The organism is Ureibacillus aquaedulcis (assembly GCF_030418165.1).
GTDB lineage: Bacteria > Bacillota > Bacilli > Bacillales_A > Planococcaceae > Ureibacillus > Ureibacillus aquaedulcis.
In genome coordinates, this window is record NZ_JAUHTQ010000019.1 from 1 (window position 1) to 25,473 (window position 25,473).

The 25,473-nt window shown below is 38.4% G+C and carries 29 protein-coding genes; 25 read left to right on the forward strand and 4 right to left on the reverse strand.

Features of this window, described 5'->3' with window-relative positions; translation table 11 throughout:
• Positions 1-449 precede the first annotated feature (449 nt).
• The 8 genes from mltG to mtnN all read left to right on the forward strand — a co-directional run bounded on the left by mltG (position 450) and on the right by mtnN (position 7,708).
• A complete protein-coding gene (gene mltG / locus QYB95_RS17210; RefSeq protein WP_486684539.1) occupies positions 450-1,544 on the forward strand; it encodes an endolytic transglycosylase MltG in 1,095 nt (364 codons plus the stop codon).
• A gap of 234 nt (positions 1,545-1,778) precedes the next feature.
• Complete coding sequence (locus QYB95_RS17215) at positions 1,779-2,411, forward strand: O-methyltransferase (RefSeq protein ID WP_301139611.1); 633 nt, start codon at positions 1,779-1,781, stop codon at positions 2,409-2,411.
• A 6-nt stretch (positions 2,412-2,417) separates the two neighbouring features.
• Positions 2,418-3,350, forward strand: a complete 933-nt coding sequence (locus tag QYB95_RS17220; RefSeq protein ID WP_301139612.1) for a peptidase U32 family protein — start codon at positions 2,418-2,420, stop codon at positions 3,348-3,350.
• Positions 3,351-3,366: 16 nt separating this feature from the next.
• Complete coding sequence (locus QYB95_RS17225; RefSeq protein ID WP_301139613.1) at positions 3,367-4,644, forward strand: peptidase U32 family protein; 1,278 nt, start codon at positions 3,367-3,369, stop codon at positions 4,642-4,644.
• A complete protein-coding gene (gene udk, locus QYB95_RS17230; RefSeq protein ID WP_301139614.1) occupies positions 4,644-5,282 on the forward strand; it encodes a uridine kinase in 639 nt (212 codons plus the stop codon). Before QYB95_RS17225 ends, udk begins: the two co-directional genes overlap by 1 nt.
• A gap of 241 nt (positions 5,283-5,523) precedes the next feature.
• Positions 5,524-6,006 (forward strand): transcription elongation factor GreA, encoded by a 483-nt coding sequence (gene greA, locus QYB95_RS17235; RefSeq protein ID WP_301139615.1) that lies wholly within the window; start codon positions 5,524-5,526, stop codon positions 6,004-6,006.
• 277 nt (positions 6,007-6,283) lie between these two features.
• Complete coding sequence (locus QYB95_RS17240) at positions 6,284-6,949, forward strand: YrrS family protein (RefSeq protein WP_301139616.1); 666 nt, start codon at positions 6,284-6,286, stop codon at positions 6,947-6,949.
• Positions 6,950-7,015: 66 nt separating this feature from the next.
• A complete protein-coding gene (gene mtnN, locus QYB95_RS17245; protein WP_301139617.1) occupies positions 7,016-7,708 on the forward strand; it encodes a 5'-methylthioadenosine/S-adenosylhomocysteine nucleosidase in 693 nt (230 codons plus the stop codon).
• A gap of 221 nt (positions 7,709-7,929) precedes the next feature.
• Here mtnN and sigK read toward each other — a convergent pair whose 3' ends face one another.
• Both sigK and pssA read right to left on the reverse strand, forming a co-directional pair.
• Positions 7,930-8,676 carry an RNA polymerase sporulation sigma factor SigK gene (gene sigK, locus QYB95_RS17250; RefSeq protein ID WP_301139618.1) on the reverse strand — a complete coding sequence of 249 codons (747 nt, stop codon included), beginning with the start codon at positions 8,674-8,676 and terminating at the stop codon, positions 7,930-7,932.
• A gap of 127 nt (positions 8,677-8,803) precedes the next feature.
• Positions 8,804-9,343, reverse strand: coding sequence for a CDP-diacylglycerol--serine O-phosphatidyltransferase (pssA, locus tag QYB95_RS17255; RefSeq protein WP_301139619.1), 540 nt, complete (start codon positions 9,341-9,343; stop codon positions 8,804-8,806).
• Positions 9,344-9,460: 117 nt separating this feature from the next.
• On the opposite strand from pssA, the gene QYB95_RS17260 reads away from it, so the two are divergent.
• From QYB95_RS17260 to QYB95_RS17315, 12 genes are all read left to right on the forward strand, one after another.
• Complete coding sequence (locus tag QYB95_RS17260) at positions 9,461-10,243, forward strand: phosphatidylserine decarboxylase (protein ID WP_301139620.1); 783 nt, start codon at positions 9,461-9,463, stop codon at positions 10,241-10,243.
• A gap of 86 nt (positions 10,244-10,329) precedes the next feature.
• The gene (locus tag QYB95_RS17265) at positions 10,330-10,848 is read left to right on the forward strand and encodes a YqeG family HAD IIIA-type phosphatase (RefSeq protein WP_301139621.1); all 519 of its coding nucleotides are present in this window, start codon (positions 10,330-10,332) and stop codon (positions 10,846-10,848) included.
• The gene (gene yqeH / locus QYB95_RS17270; RefSeq protein ID WP_301139622.1) at positions 10,848-11,951 is read left to right on the forward strand and encodes a ribosome biogenesis GTPase YqeH; all 1,104 of its coding nucleotides are present in this window, start codon (positions 10,848-10,850) and stop codon (positions 11,949-11,951) included. The genes QYB95_RS17265 and yqeH overlap by 1 nt, the downstream gene beginning before the upstream one ends.
• 49 nt (positions 11,952-12,000) lie before the next feature.
• Positions 12,001-12,831 (forward strand): shikimate dehydrogenase, encoded by an 831-nt coding sequence (aroE, locus tag QYB95_RS17275; RefSeq protein ID WP_301139623.1) that lies wholly within the window; start codon positions 12,001-12,003, stop codon positions 12,829-12,831.
• A 21-nt stretch (positions 12,832-12,852) separates the two neighbouring features.
• The gene (gene yhbY / locus QYB95_RS17280) at positions 12,853-13,158 is read left to right on the forward strand and encodes a ribosome assembly RNA-binding protein YhbY (RefSeq protein ID WP_301139624.1); all 306 of its coding nucleotides are present in this window, start codon (positions 12,853-12,855) and stop codon (positions 13,156-13,158) included.
• Positions 13,159-13,170: 12 nt separating this feature from the next.
• Positions 13,171-13,743: a nicotinate-nucleotide adenylyltransferase gene (locus tag QYB95_RS17285; protein ID WP_301139625.1), complete on the forward strand. Its 573-nt coding sequence runs from the start codon at positions 13,171-13,173 to the stop codon at positions 13,741-13,743.
• The gene (yqeK, locus tag QYB95_RS17290) at positions 13,730-14,293 is read left to right on the forward strand and encodes a bis(5'-nucleosyl)-tetraphosphatase (symmetrical) YqeK (protein ID WP_301139626.1); all 564 of its coding nucleotides are present in this window, start codon (positions 13,730-13,732) and stop codon (positions 14,291-14,293) included. Before QYB95_RS17285 ends, yqeK begins: the two co-directional genes overlap by 14 nt.
• A 27-nt stretch (positions 14,294-14,320) precedes the next feature.
• Positions 14,321-14,674, forward strand: a complete 354-nt coding sequence (gene rsfS / locus QYB95_RS17295; protein WP_301139627.1) for a ribosome silencing factor — start codon at positions 14,321-14,323, stop codon at positions 14,672-14,674.
• Complete coding sequence (locus tag QYB95_RS17300; protein WP_301139668.1) at positions 14,674-15,414, forward strand: class I SAM-dependent DNA methyltransferase; 741 nt, start codon at positions 14,674-14,676, stop codon at positions 15,412-15,414. Before rsfS ends, QYB95_RS17300 begins: the two co-directional genes overlap by 1 nt.
• Before the next feature lie 34 nt (positions 15,415-15,448).
• Positions 15,449-16,159: a helix-hairpin-helix domain-containing protein gene (locus QYB95_RS17305; RefSeq protein ID WP_301139628.1), complete on the forward strand. Its 711-nt coding sequence runs from the start codon at positions 15,449-15,451 to the stop codon at positions 16,157-16,159.
• A gap of 76 nt (positions 16,160-16,235) precedes the next feature.
• Positions 16,236-16,802, forward strand: a complete 567-nt coding sequence (locus tag QYB95_RS17310) for a ComE operon protein 2 (protein WP_301139629.1) — start codon at positions 16,236-16,238, stop codon at positions 16,800-16,802.
• Positions 16,789-19,080, forward strand: a complete 2,292-nt coding sequence (locus tag QYB95_RS17315) for a DNA internalization-related competence protein ComEC/Rec2 (RefSeq protein ID WP_301139630.1) — start codon at positions 16,789-16,791, stop codon at positions 19,078-19,080. Before QYB95_RS17310 ends, QYB95_RS17315 begins: the two co-directional genes overlap by 14 nt.
• Positions 19,081-19,139: 59 nt before the next feature.
• Here QYB95_RS17315 and QYB95_RS17320 read toward each other — a convergent pair whose 3' ends face one another.
• On the reverse strand, positions 19,140-19,304 hold the full coding sequence (locus tag QYB95_RS17320; RefSeq protein WP_036201782.1) for a YqzM family protein: 165 nt from the start codon (positions 19,302-19,304) through the stop codon (positions 19,140-19,142).
• Positions 19,305-19,478: 174 nt separating this feature from the next.
• Between QYB95_RS17320 and holA the strand changes: the two genes are divergently transcribed.
• From holA to QYB95_RS17335, 3 genes are all read left to right on the forward strand, one after another.
• The gene (gene holA, locus QYB95_RS17325; RefSeq protein ID WP_301139631.1) at positions 19,479-20,492 is read left to right on the forward strand and encodes a DNA polymerase III subunit delta; all 1,014 of its coding nucleotides are present in this window, start codon (positions 19,479-19,481) and stop codon (positions 20,490-20,492) included.
• A 97-nt stretch (positions 20,493-20,589) separates the two neighbouring features.
• The gene (locus QYB95_RS17330) at positions 20,590-21,279 is read left to right on the forward strand and encodes a hypothetical protein (protein WP_301139632.1); all 690 of its coding nucleotides are present in this window, start codon (positions 20,590-20,592) and stop codon (positions 21,277-21,279) included.
• Entirely contained in the window at positions 21,276-22,601 is a 1,326-nt protein-coding gene (locus tag QYB95_RS17335; protein WP_301139633.1) for an efflux RND transporter periplasmic adaptor subunit, read from the forward strand. The genes QYB95_RS17330 and QYB95_RS17335 overlap by 4 nt, the downstream gene beginning before the upstream one ends.
• A 390-nt stretch (positions 22,602-22,991) precedes the next feature.
• Here QYB95_RS17335 and rpsT read toward each other — a convergent pair whose 3' ends face one another.
• A complete protein-coding gene (gene rpsT, locus QYB95_RS17340) occupies positions 22,992-23,243 on the reverse strand; it encodes a 30S ribosomal protein S20 (protein ID WP_301139634.1) in 252 nt (83 codons plus the stop codon).
• Between the two features lie 164 nt (positions 23,244-23,407).
• On the opposite strand from rpsT, the gene gpr reads away from it, so the two are divergent.
• Together gpr and spoIIP are read left to right on the forward strand one after the other, a co-directional pair.
• Positions 23,408-24,436 (forward strand): GPR endopeptidase, encoded by a 1,029-nt coding sequence (gpr, locus tag QYB95_RS17345; protein WP_301139635.1) that lies wholly within the window; start codon positions 23,408-23,410, stop codon positions 24,434-24,436.
• 48 nt (positions 24,437-24,484) lie between these two features.
• Complete coding sequence (gene spoIIP / locus QYB95_RS17350; RefSeq protein ID WP_301139636.1) at positions 24,485-25,360, forward strand: stage II sporulation protein P; 876 nt, start codon at positions 24,485-24,487, stop codon at positions 25,358-25,360.
• Positions 25,361-25,473 lie beyond the last annotated feature (113 nt).

Sequence of the window (25,473 nt, forward strand, 5' to 3'; positions counted from 1 at the left end):
GGATGAGTCGACTTTATAGCAAGATCGGGCATTGAAAGCAGGTCTCGAAGCCCGATTCGGTGGCTATATCGCATAAACGGAAGTGATTCGGTCTCTAGAAGCAGGATGAAGCGACTTAAAAGCAGGAACGGTAACTGAAAGCGAATCTCGAAAACCGATTAAATTTCTATAAAGAATTAACGGGAAGTGAGATGACCTCTTGAGGCCCGGTAGGCGATTTTATAGCAAGTTTGGGAAGTGAGCGGGCCACTCTAAACGAAAAGGCACACTTTTAAACGAACATTGGGCACTGACACATTTTGCGCCTGTCCTAAGCTTTCGGCGCAGACAAAACCCGTCTTTCAGGCTTGAAAGACGGGTTTTGTTGTCACCATTTGCATTTTCTTGTATCATATTAGGAGATGCAAGGGGGTACGCCGGTGGAGAATAATAAATCTAAAAAACAAGAGATGATCGAAAAGTTGAAAATACGTAAAAAAGAAGGACGGGTTGTCCGTCGCATTGTAACAATCGTGACATTAGTGATTTTATTAATCGTTGGAATTGTGGGAGTAAGTGGTTATTTCTATGTAAAATCCGCACTTGAACCGATTGATCCAGAAGCAACTGATGAAATCCCTGTAGAAATTCCTATGGGTTCTGGTATCTCGACAATTTCGTCGATTTTGGAAGAAAATGGTATTATTAAAAATGCGCGTATTTTTAAATATTACACAAAATTCAAGAATGAATCGAATTTCCAGGCGGGAAATTACATATTGACTCAATCCATGACACTGGATGAAATTATTAAAAGCTTAAAAACAGGTAAGGTTTATCATGAACCTGTATTTAGTCTAACTATTCCTGAGGGGTTAACATTGGAACAAATTTCGGAAATTATAGCCAAGCATACGGAATACACAGCCGAAGAGTTCATGGAATTGGTTACAAGTAAGGAATTTATCCAGAATATGATGGGGACTTTCCCTGATTTAATTACTGAGGAAGTTTCAAAGGAAAATATTCGTTATGCACTAGAAGGTTATTTATATCCTTCAACATACTCCTTCTACGAGGAAAAACCGTCACTCCAAGAAATCGTTTCAATGATGATTTCTTTAACAAATGATGTTGTCGGGCAGTATGATAGCTTGCTTGCAGAGAAGGAGATGACCCCGCATCAACTTCTGACTTTTGCCTCTTTGCTGGAGGAAGAAGCAACTGCGCAGACAGATCGCGAAACGATAGCAAGTGTATTCTATAATCGTTTGGATATCGATATGCCATTGCAAACCGATCCTACTGTTTTGTACGCTTTGGGCTCACATAAGGATCGTGTCCTCTATGAAGACCTGGAGGTGGATAACCCTTACAATACCTATGTCATTCAGGGGTTGCCGCCAGGTCCGATAGCAAATGCCGGTAAAATCTCGATTGAAGCAGCGCTTAATCCGACAGATACCGACTATTTATATTTCTTGGCAGATACTGAAGGCAATAATCATTTTGCAAAGACATATGAAGAGCATCTTCAAAATATTGACCAATTTTTAGAGCAATAGATAGTGAAAATCCAGAAGGAAACGGATAGACTTATTATTTTATGAAAATCTTGTAAGGGAGACTTTTCAAGACTGGAATAATAAGATTTATTCGCTTTCCTTCTCTTTTCATGATATTATAAATTGTGATTTTTTTGGGTGATAAAGTAGAAAATATAGCACTTTCAAACTATTTTATCTAACTACTACCACTCCGAAGAACAGTATCTATACAATTATAAAGGGGCTTACATAATGGAAATTTCAAACACTTATATAGAATCCTTTATTCAGCCACGAAGTGAGTTATTATTGGAAATGGAGAAGTATGCACAGGAACATCATGTCCCGATTATGCAATTGTCAGCGATAGACGTCCTGAATCAGCTGCTTCGAATTCAAAAACCATCTAGTATATTAGAAATAGGGACTGCTATTGGGTATTCAGCATTACGAATGGCTAGTACCTTACCAGAATGTACAATTGTAACCGTTGAAAGGGATTCGGAACGAGTAAGTCTTGCTAAGCAATTTATTGCACGTTCTGAAACTGCTAATCGAATTACAGTGATCGAAGGCGATGCGTTGGAAGTGGATGTGGAAAGTATACAATCTGCTTTTGATGCTGTTTTTATTGATGCGGCGAAAGGGCAATATATGCGCTTCTTCGAAAAGTATTCACCATTGGTTCCTTCAGGCGGTATTTTATACATCGATAACATGTACATGCACGGATTAACGGATTTAGATATAAAAGAAGTGCCAAGACGTAAAAGAACAATGATTCGCAACTTGAAAACTTTTGCTGACTGGATTATGGCTCACCCAGATTATGATAGTACATTTTTTCCTGTCGGCGATGGCTTGTTAATTTGTTTAAAGAGGTGACGAATAATGAAAAAACCGGAATTATTAGTAACACCAAAGTCAGTGAAACATATAGGGGCATTGATCGAAGCGGGAGCAGATGCTTTTGTGATTGGTGAACAACAGTTTGGTTTACGGCTGGCAGGCGAGTTTCCTGTAAGTGATGTGGAACTGGCAACTCAGTTAATTCACGGAGCAGGGAAAAAAGTATATGTAGCAGTAAATGCAATTTTCCATAATGATCGTTTAGATGCTCTTGAGAACTATCTGAAAGATATGCAGCGCATCGGTGTGGATGCCTTGATTTTTGGTGATCCAGCTGTGGTTGTAGCAGTTCGTGAGCTGGATATTACAATCCCTCTCCACTGGAATCCCGAAACAATTGCAACAAACTGGTTCCAGGCGAATTACTGGAATGAACGTGGAGCAAAGCGTGCAGTTCTTGCCCGTGAACTTTCAATAGACGAAGTGGTAGAAATCAAAAAGAATGCCAAACCCGAAATTGAAGTTCAAATCCATGGCATGACATGTATGTTCCAATCAAAACGCTCCCTCTTAGGAAACTACTTCCTATATCGAGACGAAGTAATGGAAATTGAAAATCGTAAAGCCAATCAAAATATGTTCTTGCATGATAAAGAACGCAAAAATAAATATCCGATTTACGAAGACCTCAATGGAACACATATTTTCTCTCCAAATGATATGTGTCTAATTGATGAATTGACGGAGCTCTTCCAAGCAGGCATTGATTCATTGAAATTTGATGGTGTTCTTCAAACGGAGGAGTACATCAATACAGTGACTAATTGCTATCGACAAGCAATCGATGCTTACTTTGATAACGGTGAAGATGCTTATGATGAGATCAAGGATGTACTTTTAGAAAAAATCGAGGAAATTCAGCCTGAATTACGTCCTTTAGATACAGGATTTATCTTTAAAGAAACAGTTTATTAGAAAGGAGCCCATAGCCTTGTTGCAACTAATAGAAAACGAAAAAATCCGTGAAACCATTGATGGTAAACGCATCATCACTAAAAAGCCAGAATTGCTGGCACCGGCCGGGAGCTTGGAGAAGCTAAAGGTAGCCGTACACTATGGTGCGGATGCTGTATTTATCGGTGGCCAAGAATTTGGATTGCGTTCGAATGCAGGCAACTTCTCCATTGAAGAAATGCGTGAAGGTGTTGAATTTGCGAAAAAATATGGAGCGGTTATTTATGTAACCACTAATATTTTTGCACATAATGAAAATATGGCTGGTCTTGAGGAATATTTAGAGGCGATTGAAGAAGCGGGTGTAAAAGGGATTATCGTTGCAGATCCCCTTATTATCGAAACTTGCCGTAAAGTGGCGCCAAAACTGGAAATCCACCTTTCAACACAGCAATCATTATCCAACTGGAAGGCTGTGAAGTATTGGAAACAAGAAGGACTTCACCGTGTTGTTCTGGCACGCGAAGTCGGGGCAGAAGAAATGCTCAAAATGAAGGAAGAGGTAGATATTGAAATCGAAGCCTTCGTTCATGGAGCAATGTGTATTGCCTATTCAGGCCGTTGTGTACTATCAAATCACATGACTGCGCGTGATTCTAACCGTGGTGGCTGCTGTCAATCTTGCCGATGGGATTATGATCTATATGAACAAGTTGATGGTGAGGAAAAAGCATTGTTTGGCGAAGGTGATGCACCGTTTGCCATGAGCCCGAAAGACTTGAAACTTATCGAATCGATTCCTCATATGATTGAGCTTGGAATTGACTCATTAAAAGTAGAAGGGCGTATGAAATCCATTCACTATGTAGCAACAGTGATTTCGGTTTACCGTAAAGTGATTGATGCTTACTGTGAAGATCCGGAAAATTTCCAAATTAAAAAAGAATGGCTTGAAGAACTGGATCGTTGCGCTAACCGTGCAACAGCATCTAGTTTCTTTGAAGGAGAGCCAGGCTATGAACAACAAATGTTTGGAACGCATGCTTCCAAAATGAAATGGGATTTTGCCGGTCTGGTTCTTGATTATGACCAAGAAACACAGATGGTTACTCTACAGCAGCGAAATTACTTTAAACCAGGCGATACAGTCGAATTCTTTGGTCCCGATATTGAATCATTTAAATTTGAAATTGGACAAATCTGGGATGAAAAAGGGAATGAACTGGAGGTTGCCAACCATCCATTGCAAATTATTAAATTTAAGTGCGAGCGTCCGTTGTTCAGCTACAACATGATGCGGAAGGAGAATATTTAATGTCCAAAAAGCACCCTTTAGTAATAGGGATTGCAGGCGGTTCATGCTCAGGGAAAACGAGTGTGACTCATGCCATCTATGATGTCTTTCGTGAGCATTCCGTTGTTGTAATTGAACAAGATTACTATTATAAAAATCAAAGCCATTTAACTTTTGAAGAACGTCTAAAAACGAACTATGACCATCCATTAGCTTTTGATAATGATTTATTGCTGGAGCATATCAATACCTTATTACAAAGACAAGCCATCGACAAGCCGGTCTATGACTATGTAAATCATACACGTGCCGATGAGGTAATACACGTAGATCCAAAGGATGTTATTATCTTGGAAGGTATCCTTGTTCTAGAAGATAAACGCTTAAGAGATTTAATGGACATCAAATTATTTGTCGATACAGATTCGGATTTACGTATAATTCGTCGTATTGAGCGAGATATTAAAGAACGAGGCAGAACTATTGACTCAGTAATTGAACAATATCTAACAGCCGTAAGACCGATGCATAACTTATTCATCGAGCCAACTAAGAGATATGCAGATGTCATTATTCCTGAAGGCGGGGAAAATGAAGTAGCGATTGACCTAATGGTAACAAAAATCAAAACAATTCTTGAATCTACAACAATTGTGTAATATGATGAGTGAGTATTGGAATTAATTAGTATATACAAATAGTACGTCTGCAAAATTAAATTCGGTTATTAGTTAAGTGGGTTGGGGGACTTCTAATCAGTCCCCGGACCTCATATGCTTAACTACTAACCGGGTTTTATTATTACACCTTAAATAGAAAACGATTGCATTTTCTTTATTGGGGTGTGTATAGTATTGTTTCAAGTATAATTTTCGTGAAGACTTTAAGGAGTGAACTAATTTGGCAAATGAAAAACAATACCCAATGACCTTAGCGGGAAAACAAAAATTAGAAGAAGAATTAGAAAATTTAATCACGGTTAAACGTAAAGAAGTAGTAGAGCGCATTAAAATTGCTCGAAGTTTCGGCGACTTATCCGAGAATTCCGAATACGATTCGGCAAAAGAAGAACAAGGATTTGTTGAAGGACGTATTACAACAATCGAGTCTATGTTGCGTAATGCGCTAATCATAGAGGAATCTGGTGAAAGTGACGTTGTTTCTTTAGGTAAGACAGTTTCTTTCGTAGAACTTCCAGATGGCGATGAAGAAGAATATACAATCGTTGGTTCTGCTGAAGCCGATCCATTTGAAGGTCGTATTTCGAACGATTCTCCAATTGCAAAAGCCTTATTGGGCCGTAAAGTGGACGACATTGTAAAGTTAACAACTCCAGGTGGAGATATGGAAGTACGTATCGTATCCATCAAAACTGCAAATTAATTCAGTAACTGGTATCCTTTATATTTGGCTTTATACATAGCCTGCAAATTGGGAAGATCATTTCCTTTTATAAGGGAAAAAGCTTGTTAAATTACCTTTCAAAGGTTTTAATTTTCATAAAATTAGAATAACAAAGTCGGCGAAATCATATAAAGGTTTTGTCGACTTTTTCATTTACTTTAAAAGTTTAACAAGATTATTAAAATTGGGCTTATTGATGGCTTTAAATTGGAATCTTGATAAAATAAAGGTAATGGAGTAAAGGAGGATTCAATTTATGTCTAAAGGACAAGAATCTTTAACGCGTTCAGAAAATAAACGATTTGATCAGCGAAAACGAAAAAACAAAGTGGACAAAATCCTGAATATCCTAATTGCAATTGTTTCGATACTTATTGTATTAAATGTACTTGCAATTTTTAATGATGATGAAAAAGAACAAGCAAATGAAGCGGTTGAGAAACAAAATGTAAATAATACAGAAGACAAAGAAGATACTAAAAATATAGAGGAACAATCCGATAAAAATGTGGTATCTGCCGAGGAAATAGAAACCGATGAGCCAAATTCCCAAGAGGAAAATAATGCGGATGCGATTGTCTCCGTTCAAGCATCTAATGATCCTTCGGTAGAGGAAGTCATTGTTGATCCGAATTGGAAAGTAAATCCAACCAAACAAGTCGGCGAGCATGTTTCTGCATACGAAAAAGGCCATCCCGATTACGAAGAAAAATTAGAAACCTTCCGTCAAGCTGTTCAATTAGACGAAGATGATATTATTTTTTGGTCCGTAAAAAACAATGGAAGTGCGGATAGTTCGGTTGCAGTTGTTTCAACAAGCGACAAAACGGCAAATTATCGAATTTATATAGAATGGCTGAAAAATGAAGGATGGAAACCTGTAAAAGTCGAAAAACTAAAACAATCAGTAGGTGCAAGGTAACCAATCTATTGACGGTAAAGCATATATTCTTTAATATATGTGTGTCAAGAATTGGAGGAATACTAAATGAAAATTGCAGTAATTGGAGCAATGGAAGAAGAAGTTGAATTACTACGAAATGCACTTTCAAATACTGAAGTAACTACGATTGCAAATAGTGAATATACAACAGGAAGATATCACGATAAAGAAATCGTCCTGCTGAAGAGTGGAATCGGGAAAGTAAATGCGGCTATGTCCACTACAGCTTTGCTATACGAGTTCAAGCCAGATGTAGTGATTAATACAGGTTCTGCAGGCGGATACGATCCGGCTTTAGAAGTGGGGGCTGTCGTTATTTCAGATGAAGTTCGCCACCATGATGTGGATGTAACCATCTTTAATTATGAAATGGGGCAAGTACCGCAACTACCACCGGCTTTCAAAGCGGATGAACGCTTAATGAAATTAGCGGAAGAAGCTGTCTCGGAAATCGGGGAGCATCAATACGGTGTAGGGTTGATTTGTTCAGGTGATTCCTTTATGAATGATCCAGCGCGTGTAGCAAAAGTGAGAGGCTATTTCCCTCAAATGAAAGCCGTAGAAATGGAAGCGGCTGCTGTTGCACAAGTATGCCACCAATTTAAAACACCGTTTGTTGTGATTCGCGCATTATCGGATATCGCTGGAAAAGAGTCAAATATTAGCTTTGACGAATTCTTGCCTATTGCTGCCAAGCATTCCACGGAAATTGTCCTTAAAACGATAGAAAAGTTGTAATGGTCACCCTTTGTTCACAAACTAACTTGACCGAAGAGAAAAAATCACAGTAATATAGAAGTATGAATGTATTAGGAGGTTATGCTATGTTAATGCTTATGGCAGGTTCTGTAGCTATCACAGCAATTTTGGGAATTATTATTTATTCTGGAGCAAATCATAAAAGTTACCATTAAGAAGAAAGCTCATTAAGGTTATGATTAAACCCTAATGAGCTTTTTTTAATTGTCAAGATATGATGATTCGATTTCTGCTTTTCGGCTTTCTCTTTCAGCCTGATTATGCTTAAATTGTTGATACAGCTTTACAAGTGCCCGCTTCTCGATGCGTGATACATAACTTCTTGAGATTTTAAGTTTTTTGGCTATTTCTTTTTGAGTCAAGGGATCGTTGTTGTTTAATCCATATCTGTACACGATGATTTCAAGTTCCCGGGCATCCAATGTATTTAAATAGTCGTACAGCTGCTCGAAGCTTTCTTTTTGTTCGATTTTATCGATGGCGGGCTGTTCTTCCAGCTGCAATAGATCCCGGATCTGCAGAGATTGTCCTTCCTTATCCACTCCAATGGGTTCAAATAGGGATACATCTTTTTGTACCTTTTTTTGTGCACGTAAATGCATAAGGATTTCATTTTCGATACAACGAGCAGCATAAGTAGCTAAACGGGTCTTCTTATCGGGTGTGTAGCTGCTGACTGCCTTCATCAACCCGATGGTACCGATGGATATATAATCGTCTAGTTGCTCATGCTGAGGGTGAAATTTCTTGACGACGTGTGCGACAAGCCTCATATTTCTTTCGATTAAATCAAGACGTGCTTGTTCATCGCCAGCCATAAAGCGTTCGATTGCTTTTGCTTCTTCTTCTTTGGTAAAAGGTCGATGAAAAGCCTGCCCCTTTAAATAACCAAGTAATGACGGAATGTCTAGCCAAAGCTGCATTAGTGATGCAAAAATTCCGCTCAATCACGTCATCCTTTCTTCCTTTTTCGACATTATATGATAAACTTCCCGAGAAAATGAGAAGTAGGGGCGATTAAATTAAAAAATAGGATAAAAAAACGATGCAATCAGAATTGATGCACCGAATAGTCTATACCTTTTTTAATGTGAATGTACAGATCATTAGAATGGAGAGGAGAGGGAAAAGGAATAAGTAAAATTGTGGGCCGACTACCGGGATTAGGAAATAGGAAAATGTTAAAAAAGTTCCCGCCGCAGTAATGGGTAATCCTACAAAATAGGCAGTAGCTTCCGTAATATTGAATCGAGCCAAGCGGAATGCACCACATGCAATATAAAGTATCGTGAAGATTATTCCAATCATTCCGAAATCAGCTAAAATAATTTCGTACATTAATAGAGCCGGGGCAACACCGAATGATATAATATCTCCCATGGAGTCCAATTGTTTGCCAAGCTCTGACTCCTGATTGAATTTCCTTGCTACCTTGCCATCATATCGATCTAGAAAAGCAGCGATAAAGATGAATAAAACACTGTAACTATAAGCTTCGTTTAATGTTGCCATAATTGAGGCGCCACCGAAAGACAAATTGCAAAGTGTAATTAAATTAGCAGCGTGCGATTTTATTTTTTTAATCGTGGAATCCACCATATGGATTATAAACATGGGGAAACACTCCTTTGCGCTAAATATATTTATATATTATACTTCGAAACAGCGTAAATTGTAAGTTAATAAAAAAACCTTAAAATTACATAAATTCTGAAATCGCTGGGGGTTACTATGAAAGAAATAATTTATCAATCTCTTATTGAACTTACAAATGGAAAATACAGCTCTTTACTACTGAAAAAGTTTGTAACGTCACCAGTCAGCAAAAAACTGATCGGTCAATATAGTAAAGTATACGAAATAGATACTACCGAGGTTTCAAGTGATTTAGATAGTTTTACATGTTTGCAAGAATTCTTCACGAGACAATTGAAAAAAGAAGCGAGACCCGTAAACCAAGCCGATAATATGTTCGTTAGCCCCGTTGATGCAAAGGTTGAATCCTTTGGACGAATCGATGAACATGCCATCTTTTCAGTAAAAGGAAAGCCATATACACTCATGGATCTGTTGGGGAATGAACATGTTATAGAGAAGTACAAGAATGGGAAATACATTGTTTTCTATTTGAGTCCAGCTAATTACCATCGTATTCATAGTCCGGTTGATGGGACGGTAGTTCGTCAATATTTTCTTGGAAATAAATCCTATCCGGTAAATCAATTAGGTTTAACTTACGGCAAAGAACCGATTAGCAAAAATTATCGAATGGTCAGTGAAGTAACATTCCAGGATTCCAAACATGTTACGCTTGTAAAAGTAGGGGCGATGTTTGTTAATTCCATTACTTTAACAAATAGATCGACTACTTGGAAAAAAGGTGAAGAAATCGGTTTTTTCGGATTTGGTTCTACAGTTGTAATGCTCTTCGAAGAAGACGTCATCACATTTACCGAAAACATTAAAAAAGGGCATAATGTGAAAATGGGAGAACCTATCGCAATTATGTTATAATTGGCTAATGAGAATTTTAACTAACAGAGGAATCGTCCTCCAAAAGAATAAAAGTTATCATATAAAATTTTGAAGGAGTCAAGGCTTTGTATAATTTTTTATTGCCGAGAGAATTTGTAACAACAGTATTTGAAATTACACCAGAAAAACTAGCTTCCTTAGGTATTAAAGGAATTATTACAGATCTGGATAATACCTTGATTGAATGGGACAGGCCGAATGCAACGGAAGAAATCGCAACTTGGATGAAACTAATGCAAGATGCAGGCATTCGAATTATTATTGCTTCAAACAATAATCAAGCACGTGTAAAACGATTTGCCGAACCACTTGGAATACCGTTTATTTACCGTGCCAAAAAACCGCTGGGAGCAGCCTATTATGCTGCCATGAAGGAAATACGCCTAAAAAGCAATGAAGTCGCGATGGTTGGCGACCAATTATTAACGGATATTATGGGTGCTAACCGCTTAAAATTATATACATTTTTAGTCCGACCTGTTGCCGAGTCGGATGGTTTTGTTACGCTTTTCAATCGATTTGTGGAACGGCGTGTATTTAATGCATTAAAACGAAAAGGAATTAAAACTTGGGAGGAACAGTAATGAGTGAAAATCATAGCTGTATTGGCTGTGGAGCAGATATACAAACAGAAAATCCAAAGGAACTAGGCTATGCCCCTCCATCCTCATTAGAAAAAGAGATGGTCATCTGTCAAAGATGTTTTCGCCTGAAAAATTACAATGAAATACAACCTGTTAGTTTAACGGATGATGATTTTCTGCGTATTTTGAATGGTCTGGGCGAACAGCAGGGGTTAATCGTAAAAATTGTAGATATTTTCGATTTCAATGGAAGTTGGCTGCCTGGCCTGCATCGCTTCGTCGGGAAAAATCCGGTTCTATTGGTTGCCAATAAAGCTGATTTGCTGCCCAAATCAGTAAAACCAAAAAAAGTGATTAACTGGATCAAGCGTGAAGCCAAAAGCCTGGGTCTCCAGCCGATTGACGTAATCCTTGTTAGTGCACATAAAGGAATCGGTATGAGCGAGGTAATCGACGCCATTGAAATGCATCGAGATGGCAAGGATGTCTTCGTGGTTGGTAGTACGAATGTAGGGAAATCCACTTTCATCAACCGGATTATTAAACAGGCCACTGGAGAAGGAAATATCATTACGACATCCCATTTCCCTGGAACTACGCTGGATATGATTGAAATTCCGCTGGACGATGGTGCGGCAATCTATGACACACCTGGTATTATTAATCATCACCAGATGGCACATCATATTGATTCAAGTGAACTAAAATATATTACACCCAAAAAAGAAATAAAGCCGAAAGTTTATCAGCAAAATGAAGGACAAACTTTATTTATTGGTGCATTGGCCCGTTTCGATTTTGTAAAGGGTGAACGTTCTGCCTTTACAATCTATGCTGCAAATGACTTGCCAATTCATCGTACAAAGCTTGAAAAAGCGGATTCATTGTATGAAGAGCATAAAGGAGAACTCCTTGCACCGCCATCTAAAGAGCATATACATTTGCTTCCTGAACTTGTACGTCATGAATTTGCCATTAAAGAGGGAAAAACGGACGTAGTCATTTCAGGTCTGGGCTGGATTACTGTGCAGCATCCCAATGTAGTAGTGGCTGCACACGCTCCTAAAGGGGTAGAGGTGTTTATTCGTCCATCTTTAATATAATGTTAAGGTTCATGTACAGAGTTTAGATTAGGAAGAAGAGGTTTTGGAAATGAAAAAATGGTTTGCTGTGATTGGGGATCCGATTGCCCATTCAAAATCCCCGAATATGCATAATACTTGGTTTGATGAAATGAACATTGATGCAGCATATATTCCAATTCATGTGAAAAGTGAAGACTTGGAAAATGCAGTGGCTTCATTAAAAATGCTGGGGGCAAGTGGATGGAACGTCACGATACCACATAAACAAACCATCATTCCATATTTGGATGAGCTCGATCCTCTTGCAAAGAAAATGGGGGCGGTCAATACCGTCCTTTGCCTTCCGGATGGAAGTCTGAAAGGATATAACACAGATGGAGCAGGGTTTGTGCACTCTCTTGAAGAAGTGATAGGGAATGACAAGAAAACGCTGGAAGTGCTGTTAATAGGCGCTGGAGGTGCTGCCCGAGGGATTGCCTTTGCATTGCAGCAGTATGGTTATCACAATTTAACGGTAACCAACCGCACAGTTGAAAAGGCAAAGGAGATTGTTTCTGAATTGGGTGAAGGCAGAGCGCTTTCCATTACAGAAACGGAACACTCGCTGGACAAATTTGGAATTGTCATCCAGTGCACATCTGCAGGTCTTGGAAATAGTGAATTTAGATTGCCTTTATCTCTTGAAAAGTTACAAGAAGGAGCAATTGCTGCCGATATTGTGTATAATCCATTAATGACACCATTTTTATTGGAGGCACAAATGAAAAATGCCAAAATCGTAAATGGTCTGGGCATGTTCGTCCACCAAGGAGCAATAGCTTTCCGTTATTGGTTAGAACAGTACCCAAACACAAATAATATGATAAAAAGATTAACTGATGAATTAAATCGCAGTTGATTTAGGAGGAAACAACGTTTTATGCTTACAGGCAAACAAAAAAGATTCTTACGTGCAGAAGCACATCATTTAACACCTATTTTCCAGGTGGGCAAGGGTGGCGTAAATGACCAGATGATCAGTCAATTACGTGATGTATTGGAAGCGCGCGAATTAATAAAAGTACGTATTCTGGACAATTGTGAAGAAGATAAGAATGATGTTGCCAATGCACTTGCAAAAGGAACAGGTGCCGAACTTGTGCAACTAATCGGGTTGACAGTTGTTTTATATAAAGAATCAAGAAATAACAAAAAAATTGTGTTACCAAAAGCAGAAAAGAAATAAGGTGTGTTGGCAATGAAAAGAGTTGGCATTTTAGGTGGTACATTTAATCCGCCCCATATCGGACATCTAATAATGGCAAATGAAGTGTTTCATGCGCTTTCTCTTGATGAAGTTCGTTTTATGCCAAATGCAATTGCACCACATAAAAGATTAGTCGATGATGCATCCACGGAAAATCGTCTCCGAATGGTGGAAATTGCAACGGGACCCTATGATCAGTTCAAGATTGAATCAATCGAATTAGCGCTTGGTGGAGTATCTTATACGTACCACACTATGTTAGAGCTAAAAAAGAGGGAACCGGATGTACAATTTTATTTTATCATCGGGGGCGATATGATTGATTCTCTTCATAATTGGTACAAGATTGAAGAATTAATCAAATTAGTTCAGTTCGTTGGATTAAAAAGGCCTGGATCACAATCGTCTACTACATATGATGTGAAAATGGTGGAGGCCCCTGAAGTTGATTTATCTTCCACTTTCATTAGGGAACGATTTAAGACAGGTAAAACTCTGGAGTTCTTATTGCCCACCGGTGTCGAAAGCTATATTCGAAAGGAAGGTCTATATGGAACGCGATAAGTATTTATCGGCTATAAAACCACGTATGCCTGAAAAAAGATATATTCATACTATTGGTGTAATGGAAACTGCACTATCCTTAGCAAGGAAGTATGACGAGGACCTTTCTGCTGCTGAAACAGCCGCCATCCTGCATGATATCGCAAAGTACGCAGATGAGGAATGGATGCGGACTATTGTGAAAGAAAACAATCTTGACGGGCGGCTTGTGAACTGGGGCTCCGAAATATTGCACGGTCCCGTAGGAGCATGGATTGCAGAAACTGAATTTAATATTACAAATGAAGATATTTTAAATGCAATACGTTTTCATACGACGGGTAGGGCAGGTATGTCGAGATTGGAGAAAATTATTTATATAGCGGATATGATCGAGCCGAACCGAAAATTTGACGGAGTGGAAAAGCTTCGGAAAGTCGCGGAGGAAGACCTGGATCTTGCTATGAAAGCATGTATTATTCATTCAATCAGATTTTTAGCCAAATCAGAACAACCAATCTACCCAGTTTCGATTGAATGCTTCAATGATGTTATTTCAAGAAACGCCTAAGCGTTAAATAGAGAGGAAAAGTGAAGAATGACGCAAAAGCAAACATTATTAGAAATTATTTATAAAGCTTTGGATGATAAAAGAGCGGAAGATATCGTAGTATTGAATATGGAAAATATCTCTTTACTAGCAGATTATTTCCTGATTTGCAACGGTAACTCCGATCGACAAGCACAAGCAATTGCACGGGAAGTTCAGGAAAAGGCACAAGAAAATGGCTTTGAGGTAAAACGAATTGAAGGGTTTGACTCTGCGCGTTGGATTTTAGTGGACCTTGGAGATATTGTCGTACACATTTTCCATAAAGATGAACGTGCATTTTATAATTTGGAACGACTTTGGGGAGATGCCCCTCAACTTGATATTCCAACAGCAGAATGATGAATTCATACGAGAGATTTGCAATTGTGTACGATGAGTTAATGCAGGATATTCCGTATGATCAATATGTAGAATGGGTAAAAAAACATGCCCCAAATAAACAATATCCCCATTTATTGGATGTTGGTTGCGGGACAGGAACCCTTTCGCTTCTTTTTCATCAAGAAGGCTATCAAGTAAGCGGTATTGATTTATCGGAAGACATGTTAGCTGTTGCCTATGAGCGTCTGCAAGCTAAGGGTATTACAATTCCTTTGTTTACAATGTCCATGGATGAATTGGAAGGTTTTACCGAATTGGACGTAGTAACCATTCCAATTGATTCCATAAATTACTTGACGAAAACAGAAGCAGTAATTGAAACATTGAAAAGAATTTATGATTCCCTTCGTGAAGGTGGCCAATTATTTTTTGATGTTCATTCACTATTTAAAATGGATCATATTTTTATGGAAAGTCCGTTTACCTATGACGATGGAGAAGTTACTTACATCTGGTATACAGAGCCGGGCGAAGATGAACATTCCATTTATCACCAAATGACCTTCTTCGTAAAAGAAAAAGCGAGTGGCCTTTTTGAAAGATTTGAAGAGGAACACTTCCAAAGAACTTTTCCTGTCGAGATGTATGTAAAATTGTTAAAGGGGATTGGTTTTGTGGATGTGGAAGTAACGGCAGATTGGACTGACGAAACTCCAACCGAAGAAAGCGAACGAATTTTTATTCGTGCAATCAAATAATACAATTTAGACACTTTTCAAAAGAAGGTAAATTATGTATATTATATATATACTCCATATGATTTACCTCTTTAGAGAGGTGTTTTTTATTATTTCGCAAGTATTGAAAAAGTATGGACGAATCATGCTATTCCCCGGCATAATTTGTATCATTCTCCTTTATATTTTCCTCCAGCAAGAACCTTCAGATGAAGAGGCCTATACAATTACAACAATTCCACAAGAACAAAGCGAAGAAGTAAAGAGTGATGCTCCAACAGAGCAAGCAGAGCCAAAAGAGGAACCGATTATTGAAAAAATTATGGTCGATGTAAAAGGGGCAGTAAAATCGCCAGGTGTATATGAAGTAACAACTGCGGATCGCGTTATCGATGCAATTGAAAGGGCTGGCGGCTATACAGCAGAAGCGCAATCTATGGCTGTCAATCATGCACAAAAGCTGCAGGACGAGATGGTGATCTATATACCCGTAACTGGTGAGGAAATAGGGCAGAATCTTATAAATGGACAAGTTACAAGTTCTCCCGCCACATCAACCGAATCCCTAGATGACAAAGTGGATCTAAATAGCGCCGATGAGGCAGCATTAACAACACTGCCTGGTATTGGACCATCAAAAGCTCAGGCAATAATCGCCTATCGTGAGGAAAGTGGCCCATACCAAACGATCGACGACTTAAAAAATGTATCGGGCATCGGCGATAAAACCTTTGATAAATTAAAAGAAATGATCATGGTAAAGTAGAAAATACGAACAGACCCACATTGCATAAACGAGTGTTTCCATCTAAACTAATAGTAGATAGTTTGGAGGTAATCATATGGAGCGAATTACATGGGATCAGTTTTTTATGGCGCAAAGCCATCTATTGGCCCTAAGAAGTACATGTACTAGATTAGCAGTCGGTGCAACAATTGTTCGAGAGAAAAGAATTATCGCTGGTGGGTATAATGGGTCGATTTCGGGAGACGAACATTGTATCGAAGATGGCTGCTATGTTGTGGATAATCATTGTGTTCGGACGGTTCACGCTGAAGCAAATGCATTATTGCAATGTGCGAAATATGGTACACCGGCAAATGGTGCAGATATTTATGTGACACATTTTCCTTGTTTGCCTTGCTCGAAAACCATTATTCAAGCAGGCATTAAAAACTTGTATTACGCCAATGATTATAAAAATAGCGAATATGCGTTGGAATTATTTCAAAAGGCCAACGTCAATGTTGTTCAAATTCCTTTTGACGAAGCAAAAATAGATTTTTTACAGGATCAAAAGCTTGAGCTAGCAGTAAATATGCTGGATAAATTGAGGAATTTGGGAGCTTCCAAAGAAGAACTTCAACCTTTTGAAGAGAAGGTGAAACAATTATTTGATTTCATTTAAGCATAAATGGATTTACTATGCCTTATCGATTCTCGTCGCTTCCATTGCAGCTCATGAATCGGTGGGCTTATTGTTCTTATTGTTGCCGTTTGCTCTATTTCTTCATTTTAAAAAGTTAGGCAGGATTCATGTTGCCGGAACCGCCTTGATTGCTTTTAGTAGTTTTATTTACTTTGCACACCAGCTCCAACAATTCGACGAACCACTTCTTCTTCCTGCTCATTTAACATGGACCGATGAATATAAAATAAATGGCGATACTTTACGTGGATTTATGAAGGATGCCAAAGGCAGATCTGTCTATGTCGTCTACAACTTCAATTCCGAAAGTGAAAAACTTAACTATCAGCAGGAAGCATTAGCAGGAACTCGATATTTAGTAATTGGCGAGGTAGCAGAGCCTTCAAAGCCCAGTCATGATTATGCCTTTGATATGAAGAATTATCTTAAGAGCAAGGGCTCTTTAGGTATTGTTGAAATAGCTGCTTGGGAGTTTGTTGGACACAGTCGAAGTATTCCTGAAAGAATTGCCAAGCAACGATTCAATGTAAAACAACACATCGAAAATACCTTTCCGCCATCTCTCGTCGCCGAAGCCCAAGCCTTGATTATTGGGTTACAGGAAAATGTGGACGATGAAATGACAAGGGCCTATCAGAAATTGGGAATCACCCATCTATTCGCGATTTCCGGGCTTCATATAGCCATTGTGGCGTTTATTTTTTATCAAGGACTTTTGAGGTTGGGCGTTAGAAGAGAATTTGCATCCATCGTTCTCTTGGTCATATTACCGATTTATGCGATTCTGGCTGGCGGTGCTCCTTCTGTTTGGCGGGCAGTATTAGTTGTTGAGCTGATGATGGTTAGTCGTTTAGTAGGGAAGATGGCAGCAGATGATGCCCTCTCCATCAGTTTTATTATTTTTGTATGCCTGGAACCTTGGTCGGTTTTCCAAATTGGTTTTCAATTATCATATTTGGCAACAGCAAGCCTGATTTACTCCAGTCAATTTATTAATCGTTATTCCTCGTGGATTGTACAGTCATTTCTCATCACCTTCGTATCCCAGCTGTTAGTCTATCCTCTTTTACTTTTCCATTTCTATGAGCTAAGTCTCTCGTCTTTCATTGTGAATATATTTTTTGTTCCACTTTTCTCCTTCATCATTTTGCCCATCAATATCCTCTTATTGGGTACATCCTATATTGCTGAATCACCAACGGATGTATTGTTTCTCCTTTATGAACCATTTAGACATTTCCTAACACTCTTTATTAACTATCTGCAAAGTATACCGTTTCAAATGTGGAACCCTGGCAAGCCGGCCATTTATCTAATTGTTGTTGCGTATATTAGTGTTTTTGCGGCATTTTATATCTTAGATGTGGGAGGTAAACTTAAGAAAGTGCTTGCTGTGCTTATACTTCCTGCGATTTTTGTTCATTTTGGCGGAAAGCTGACCAATGATTTAATCATTACCTTTATCAATGTAGGGCAGGGGGATTGTATTGTTATTGAATTGCCCTTTCAAGAGGAAGTGTATCTAATTGATACTGGCGGCGTTTTGAGATTCAATGAGGAAGAATGGAAGAAGAGTTCGAATCCATATGAGGTAGGAAGGGACATTGTGGTACCTTTTTTAAAGGGGAAGGGGATTCACAAAATCGATAAACTGATATTGACTCATTCAGATAGTGATCATGTTGAAGGGGCAGAGGAAGTTGTACAGGAAATTCGAATCGGTGAAATACACATCACGCCCGGTTCTTATAAGAAGGATGTTATGAATGATTTGTTAACTGAAGCAAAAGAACGCAATATCCCGATTGTAGAGCAAATAGCGAATGCTTCCTGGCAAGTTGAAGGGTTTACATTAACATATCTTTGGCCAAACGAGACGTCATATGAAGGGAATAATGATTCACTGGTATTGTACTTAACGACAGGCAATTTTGAGGGGCTTTTCATGGGGGATGTGGAAATGGCCGGTGAGGAATCAATTATTCAACAATACCCTTACATTAGCAATATAGATGTTTTAAAGGCGGGGCATCATGGCAGTAAAACTTCAAGTAGTGAAGTGTTTCTAGAAAGATCAAAACCTGCGATTACAGTTTTTAGCGCAGGAAGGGATAATCGATATGGCCACCCACATCAGGAAGTTGTAGAAAGGTTTCAGGATTTGGGTTTATCTACATTCAATACCGGGAAAGTAGGTACAGTTGAAGTACGGCTTGATGGTGAAACAATTGAAGTGAAGACAGGTAACGGGAAGTGACAAACAAAAAGGGGAATCTCAAGTATATCTTGAAATTCCCCTTTTCGCAGCAGCCCTGATTATGCGGCTACATCAACAATGATTGCGATAATAAACATAATTGCAAAAAATACGAATGAAACGCCAAATCCTACACCAGCATCAATAGCTTGGTTACGCATAGATGCGCCATTTTTTCCTTCAAAAGGATTGTGTGTTACAACGTTTTCATCATGTGATGACATACTTATCCCTCCTACTCAACATCAATTATAAGTGAATATATTATAAAAAGCTATAACCAATAAATCAATTTCTACTAACTACCTTTTGTCAAATTGAATTTTTTTATACATAGATGATAGATAATAAAAAACGTGTATACTTATAAATACGTCTTGGTATTGGGAGGAAGCAATATGTTTACAAAAGTTTGGAAAGAGATAAATAATGGGCAAATTGCTCCTGTGTATTGTATTTACGGAGAAGAATCTTATTTTATTGATGAAACAATCAAACGGATCAAACAAGCATTAAGTACAGCAGCAGAAGAAGCCGAAGTGATAACATTTGATATGGAGGAATCACCAGTTGATTTAGTGATTGGTGAAGCAGATACCTTTCCATTCTTCTCTGAGAGAAAAATGGTAATCGCAAAAAACGCTTCATTTTTAAAAGCGAGCGAAAAAGGGAAAGAGAAGATTGAGCATGATTTAAAACGGCTTGAAAACTGGTTGGCCCATCCATCCGATTTCTGTGTCACAGTATTTATAGCACCTTATGAAAAGCTAGATGAGCGTAAAAAAATTACGAAGGCAATGAAAGAAAAAAGTATCCTTCTTCATGCCCAAACACCTAAAGAAAATGATTTGGCAACCTGGATAAGAAGTGAGGTGAACCGTTTTGAAAAAAATATAGCTGATGAGGCTGTAGATAAGTTGGTGGAAATGGTTGGAGCGAATATGCTTCAGCTGCAAATCGAGATCGAAAAAATTGCTTTATACTTAGGAGAAGAAAAACAAATTACCGCTCACTTAGTTGAAGAGTTGGTTGCAAAAACATTGGAGCATGATGCGTTTAAAATGCTGAATGCTTACCTAACAAAAAATGTTCCCGAAGCACTGCAGATCTATCATGAATTGCTTAGACAAAAGGAAGAGCCAATTATGTTGGTCGGCCTGCTGGCTTCGAATATTCGCACGATGAATAATGTTTATTATTTGCAAAAAAAAGGGTACCATCCAAATCAAATCTCGAAACAATTAAAGATTCATCCTTATCGAGTGAAGTTAATGGTGGAAAGCAGGGACCGGCCAAATGAGGAAAGATTGCTAAAAGCGCTAAAAAATCTATCGGAAATAGATTTGAAACTAAAGTCGGTCAGCGGTAACAGGGAGAGGTATTTAGAAATGTTTCTGCTAAAAGCTTTATAAATCTATTGGCGTATTTTAGGGTTTTCGCATTTAACAGTATTTACAAAATCTGTTATATTAATTAAAACATCAATTTTCTAGAAAGAAAGGACTTCTCATGGACTATCAATTTAGATTCTGGCATTCTCTTTTTAATCCTGACAAACTAGCATTTGCATTAGATAACCAAGAACAGGATCATCAAATTAAAGGTTATCGTTCCCGTTTTTATATACTCCTTTGTTTGACTATTTTATTTTTTGTCATTAGAGGTATTTGGGGGATGGGTACAGAAAATCTGACGCATCTTATGGCCACTAATCTAGAAGAAGAATATATTGCGAGCCGATACCTATCAGTATTGGGGGCAGCGATAAAGGGGTTATTATTTTTTATTTTTCATTACTTTTTTATTTCTTTATGTCTATCAATCCTAACAGATCATTCATTCAAGGCAATTTCAAAAATACAACTCTTTGTGATTGCAAGTATTTTAATAGAAAAAGCTATCCTATTCCTGGTATTCGCTATGTCCGGTTTTACGACAACAATCTCTTTTTTGTCTTTGGGCCCGATAAGTACATACTTAACAGATGAAAGCTTTGTCATTTTCTTCTTTAATCAGCTAACGATTGCAACAGCTGCTACCATTTTCATTCAATATACTTTTCTATCGAAATGGGAAGAGGAGAGCAAGCGGGCATTATTAGTGAAAATTATAGCTGTTCAAATTTTCTTTGCCCTAGTAGCAGCTGGAATCAGTATATTACCTCTCTATGATTATGTTTCTAAGGTGGTAGGTTTATGAGACGAGATAGAAAAATTTGGTTAGGAATAAGCGGCGCTGTATTGTTGGCCATTTTGGTAATGAATTGCATCATTATCTATAAAGACGACAGCAAGATTGTACGGTCTTACTATATTACCGATTATGAAAGAGTGGAACTCGAGCAGCAAAGAGCCTATTTGGAAAAAGAGGCAATGATTGTTCCGGAAGAAGAAATTCGAATAACGGCAAATGCAAATGCACTATCACAAATCTCGGTGCGACCTGGCCAGAAAATTAGTGCAAATGAAGAAATCGCCTCCTATAAAACAGATGAGGCTACTCAGGAACAGTCCAACCTACAATCTGAACTAAATGCATACGAAGGAGAGTTAATAGCCTTAGAGGGCATTCTGAGCAGACTGGAGGCGCAGGATATTGCTGATCCCGTTACAACAATTGATTCGGAACAATTGGATGATGAATTATCGGTAACCGTGGAAACGGAAGTTCTGCAAGGTTCTCCGACAGAAGCAATCGCTGCTACCGAAAACCAGATTGCTGAGGTAGAAAGAAATATTGAAATCCTGCAAGACCGGATTTCGGAACTTAGTTTTTCAAATGTACTCTCCAGCCCGGTTGACGGAGTAATTGGGGAAGTTATCGAAGGAAATGGGAATATTACTTTTTTAATCTATACAGATGAAAAAAACCTGATCACTTATCTATCAGAGCAGGAGTGGGAGCAGGTTTCGGAAAACCAAGCCGTTGAACTTAATCCAGCCCTTATTGAAACCGAAGCAGAGACAGAGGTTATGACAAATAGTGAAGATAATCGTTCAGTAGAGAGTGTGGAAGATGAATTATTAGGTATTGTGGTTGAGAAACAGACAATCCCAGCGACAAACTCACTTTGGTTTAACAAAATGGAGAAGCTGGTTGCGATGCCGAAACCACTTTCTTTTGAAGTAAGAGTTGATTTGGACGGTCCTATATTGAATAAGCCTTACGCTAGTTTAACAAATGCCAAAATTATTATTAACGAGGCTTCAAATGCCCTTAGAGTAAACAAGGATTGGCTTGTCACTAAAGAAGTGCCGACTGAAACCGAGTCAACAGAAATAAATTATATTTATTCAATAGGCGAAGATGGCAAAATTCGTACGAACGAAGTTAAGGTTGCCTTCCTTGATAAGGGAGAAACGATTCTAACGAGTAATTTAACAAATGGTCAAATCATCTTTCACGATCACGTAGAAGATGAATTATCGAATGCATTCTTCCCGATGCCCTTTGAAATTCCAAGTAAAGCAGCCTTGCAGGAACTTGATTGGAAGCACTATGCGAAATATATAATTTTTTAAAATCAACTATCTAGAGGATGACTCTAGGTAGTTTTTTGATGGTTAAAAGTTAAATTAGGATAAGAATGATATTTATAGATACGGGAGCTGCAGAAGCTAAGATTTTTATTAGCGGGCCTTACACAAAAGCAGGCGACAAAAACGCAACGTCCTATTGCATTGTCGGTCGCCATGACCAACGTCGAGTTAGCCCCAATGACAAGTCGCAGAGACAACTTCAAGTTGGCTTTGCGACTTTTGTGCTAGACCGCTTACCCAAATAACACTCAATTAGTTCCTAGATTAAAATAACTAACAGTAGAAATATCTATTGTAAAAAAATTAAGTGAGCAAACGAAAAAGAGGTTTTCCAAATCATAAAAATCATGATTTTGGAAAACCTCTTAATGATTAGTTAGCTTTTTTGGCTAAACGTGATTTTTTACGAGCTGCAGCGTTTTTGTGGATAAGACCTTTAGATGCTGCAGAATCAAGTGCTTTGCTAGCTGCTAATACTAATTCATTAGCGTTTTCAGCGTTGTTAGCAAGTGCTTGTTCAGCTTTTTTAACTGTAGTACGCATAGCTGATTTCGCTTGAGCGTTAGCTGCATTAGCTTTTTCAGCAACTTTAACACGTTTAATTGCAGATTTAATGTTTGGCATATCTTTCACCTCCTAATAAGGTACGAGATGAGTTATCTTCTCACTATTTTCGTTTGTCAATACAACAAAAATCATTCTACCAAACCATGGAGTTAATTGCAATAGTTAAATGCAAAGAATATTTACTTGACAGTTTGTCCAACATATAAAAGAGGTGATTATTAATGATAGAAGTTAATTGGAGCAGAACCGATTTAATTGATGAATCAGCAGAAGTTGTGGAGCATCAGACCAAGCAGCAGAAAAATAGGTTAGACCAAACCAGCGGCGTTAATATTGATGAATTCAACGAAGGTCGAGTGAAAATCACAAAAGTGGTTGTGGACGAGCATGGACAGGAACAGATCGGAAAAAAGGAAGGAACATATATAACGCTCTCTGTTCCGACGTTAACCATAGATGATTCGAACGGCTTTGAACAGTTGGAAAAATCGTTTACAAAATATCTTGATGATATCCATAAAGATATAGAGATTAAAAAAGATAGCAAGGTTCTAGTCATCGGATTGGGAAATAAAACAATCACACCCGATGCAATCGGTCCTTTCGCGATTGACTCGATGCAAAATGAACAATCCGAAAATCCGAGCGATCATTTTATCATGTACGCGCCAGGCGTGACGGGCCAGACAGGTTTTGAAACAAGTGATTTTATTCGTGCCCTGACTGAGCGAATTAAGCCTTCTCTAGTATTGGTAATAGATGCATTGGCAACAAGAGGCAGCTCGCGTTTATGTAAAACAATTCAAATTACAAATACAGGGATTCACCCCGGTTCAGGAGTTGGGAATCAGCGTACGGAAGTGTCCAAAGAAGTGATGGGTGTACCTGTAACGGCAATCGGTGTGCCGACAGTTGTGGATGCAACGGTTATTATAGCTGATGCCATCGATAACGTATTTCGTTCGATTGCGGCAAAGATTGAAGAAAAAGGGAAGCCTTCAGGCAAACTCTCCGTTTCTTCATGGACGCCCGATTCAAACCAAAGAGTTGATTTAAATTTAATTAAACCGATTTTCGGTGAATGGTCGACATGGTCCAATGAAGATCGCCTTCAACTATTTGAAGAGGCATTTGCTTCACATCCCGAAAGATTGATCGTCACGCCGAAAGAAGTGGATGTCTGGATTACGAAATATTCAATTCTCATCAGCAAATGTTTATTTAAGTGGATGGAACATAAAGTGAAATAGTTCTAAAAGGACATCCTCCTCCATATTGTAGTGGAAGGAGAGGATGTCATGTTAAAAAAATTTAAAGTTCTATCTGTTTTTCTAGTCTTCTTTTTTATGTTACCAATCATTGCAGGACTATTGCCTTTTCCAAACAACGAAAAATATGAGCCTCCGATTGCCGAAGAAAAGCAAGTAGTCTATGCATCGACCGATGTTCAGTCAGAGCAGGATTCTGAAGAAGTGACAGCCACGGAAGTAATAGCAACAGAAGGTAGTGCTACAGATGTGAAACCAGCCATGGATTCATTTGATGTATTGTTTGTTTTCACACATTCTCAAGAAACCTATAAACCGTTCGCAGAAAGTGAAACAGGAACCGTTGCTGTGTACGATGACAAAGCGAATTTGCTCTCCATGTCGCAGGTAATGGAAGACTATTTCAAACTAAACGGTTTAAACGCAACCACTCTGGATGTAGACATTATGGCAGAAACAGTGAAGCAGGGGAAAACTATGTCTTCTTCTTATTCCACAGCGCGTACTTTTATTAATCAAGAGTTAAAGAAAAACGAGTATGACCTGATTTTGGATATCCACCGGGATGCTACAGGACATAAAAAGTCAACGATTTCCCATAACAATGTGGGCTATGCTAAAACCGCATTCGTTATCGGGGCAGAAAACCCCAATTATAAGTCGAATCTAGATCATGCCAATTCTTTGAGTCAGGCTTTAAACAAAATAGTCCCCAATATATCAAGAGGGATTATTGAAAAGTCCGGCGATGGGGTTGATGGAGTCTACAATCAAGATCTAGCTAGTAATTTGCTATTAATTGAAATTGGCGGAATCGATAATACAGAAGATGAGGTATACCGAACAATCGCTGTACTTGCTCAAGCGATTGCGAAAACCTATGTCAATAAAGAAGGAAATGTCTAATCATAAAATTTTTTGATGTGAATCATAATATTTTGCGTTTTTTCTCACTACATCATTGCTAAAGTTGTTGTGTCACTGCTATAATTCAAGTTAGTTTAGCCTTTTTTTGAAGG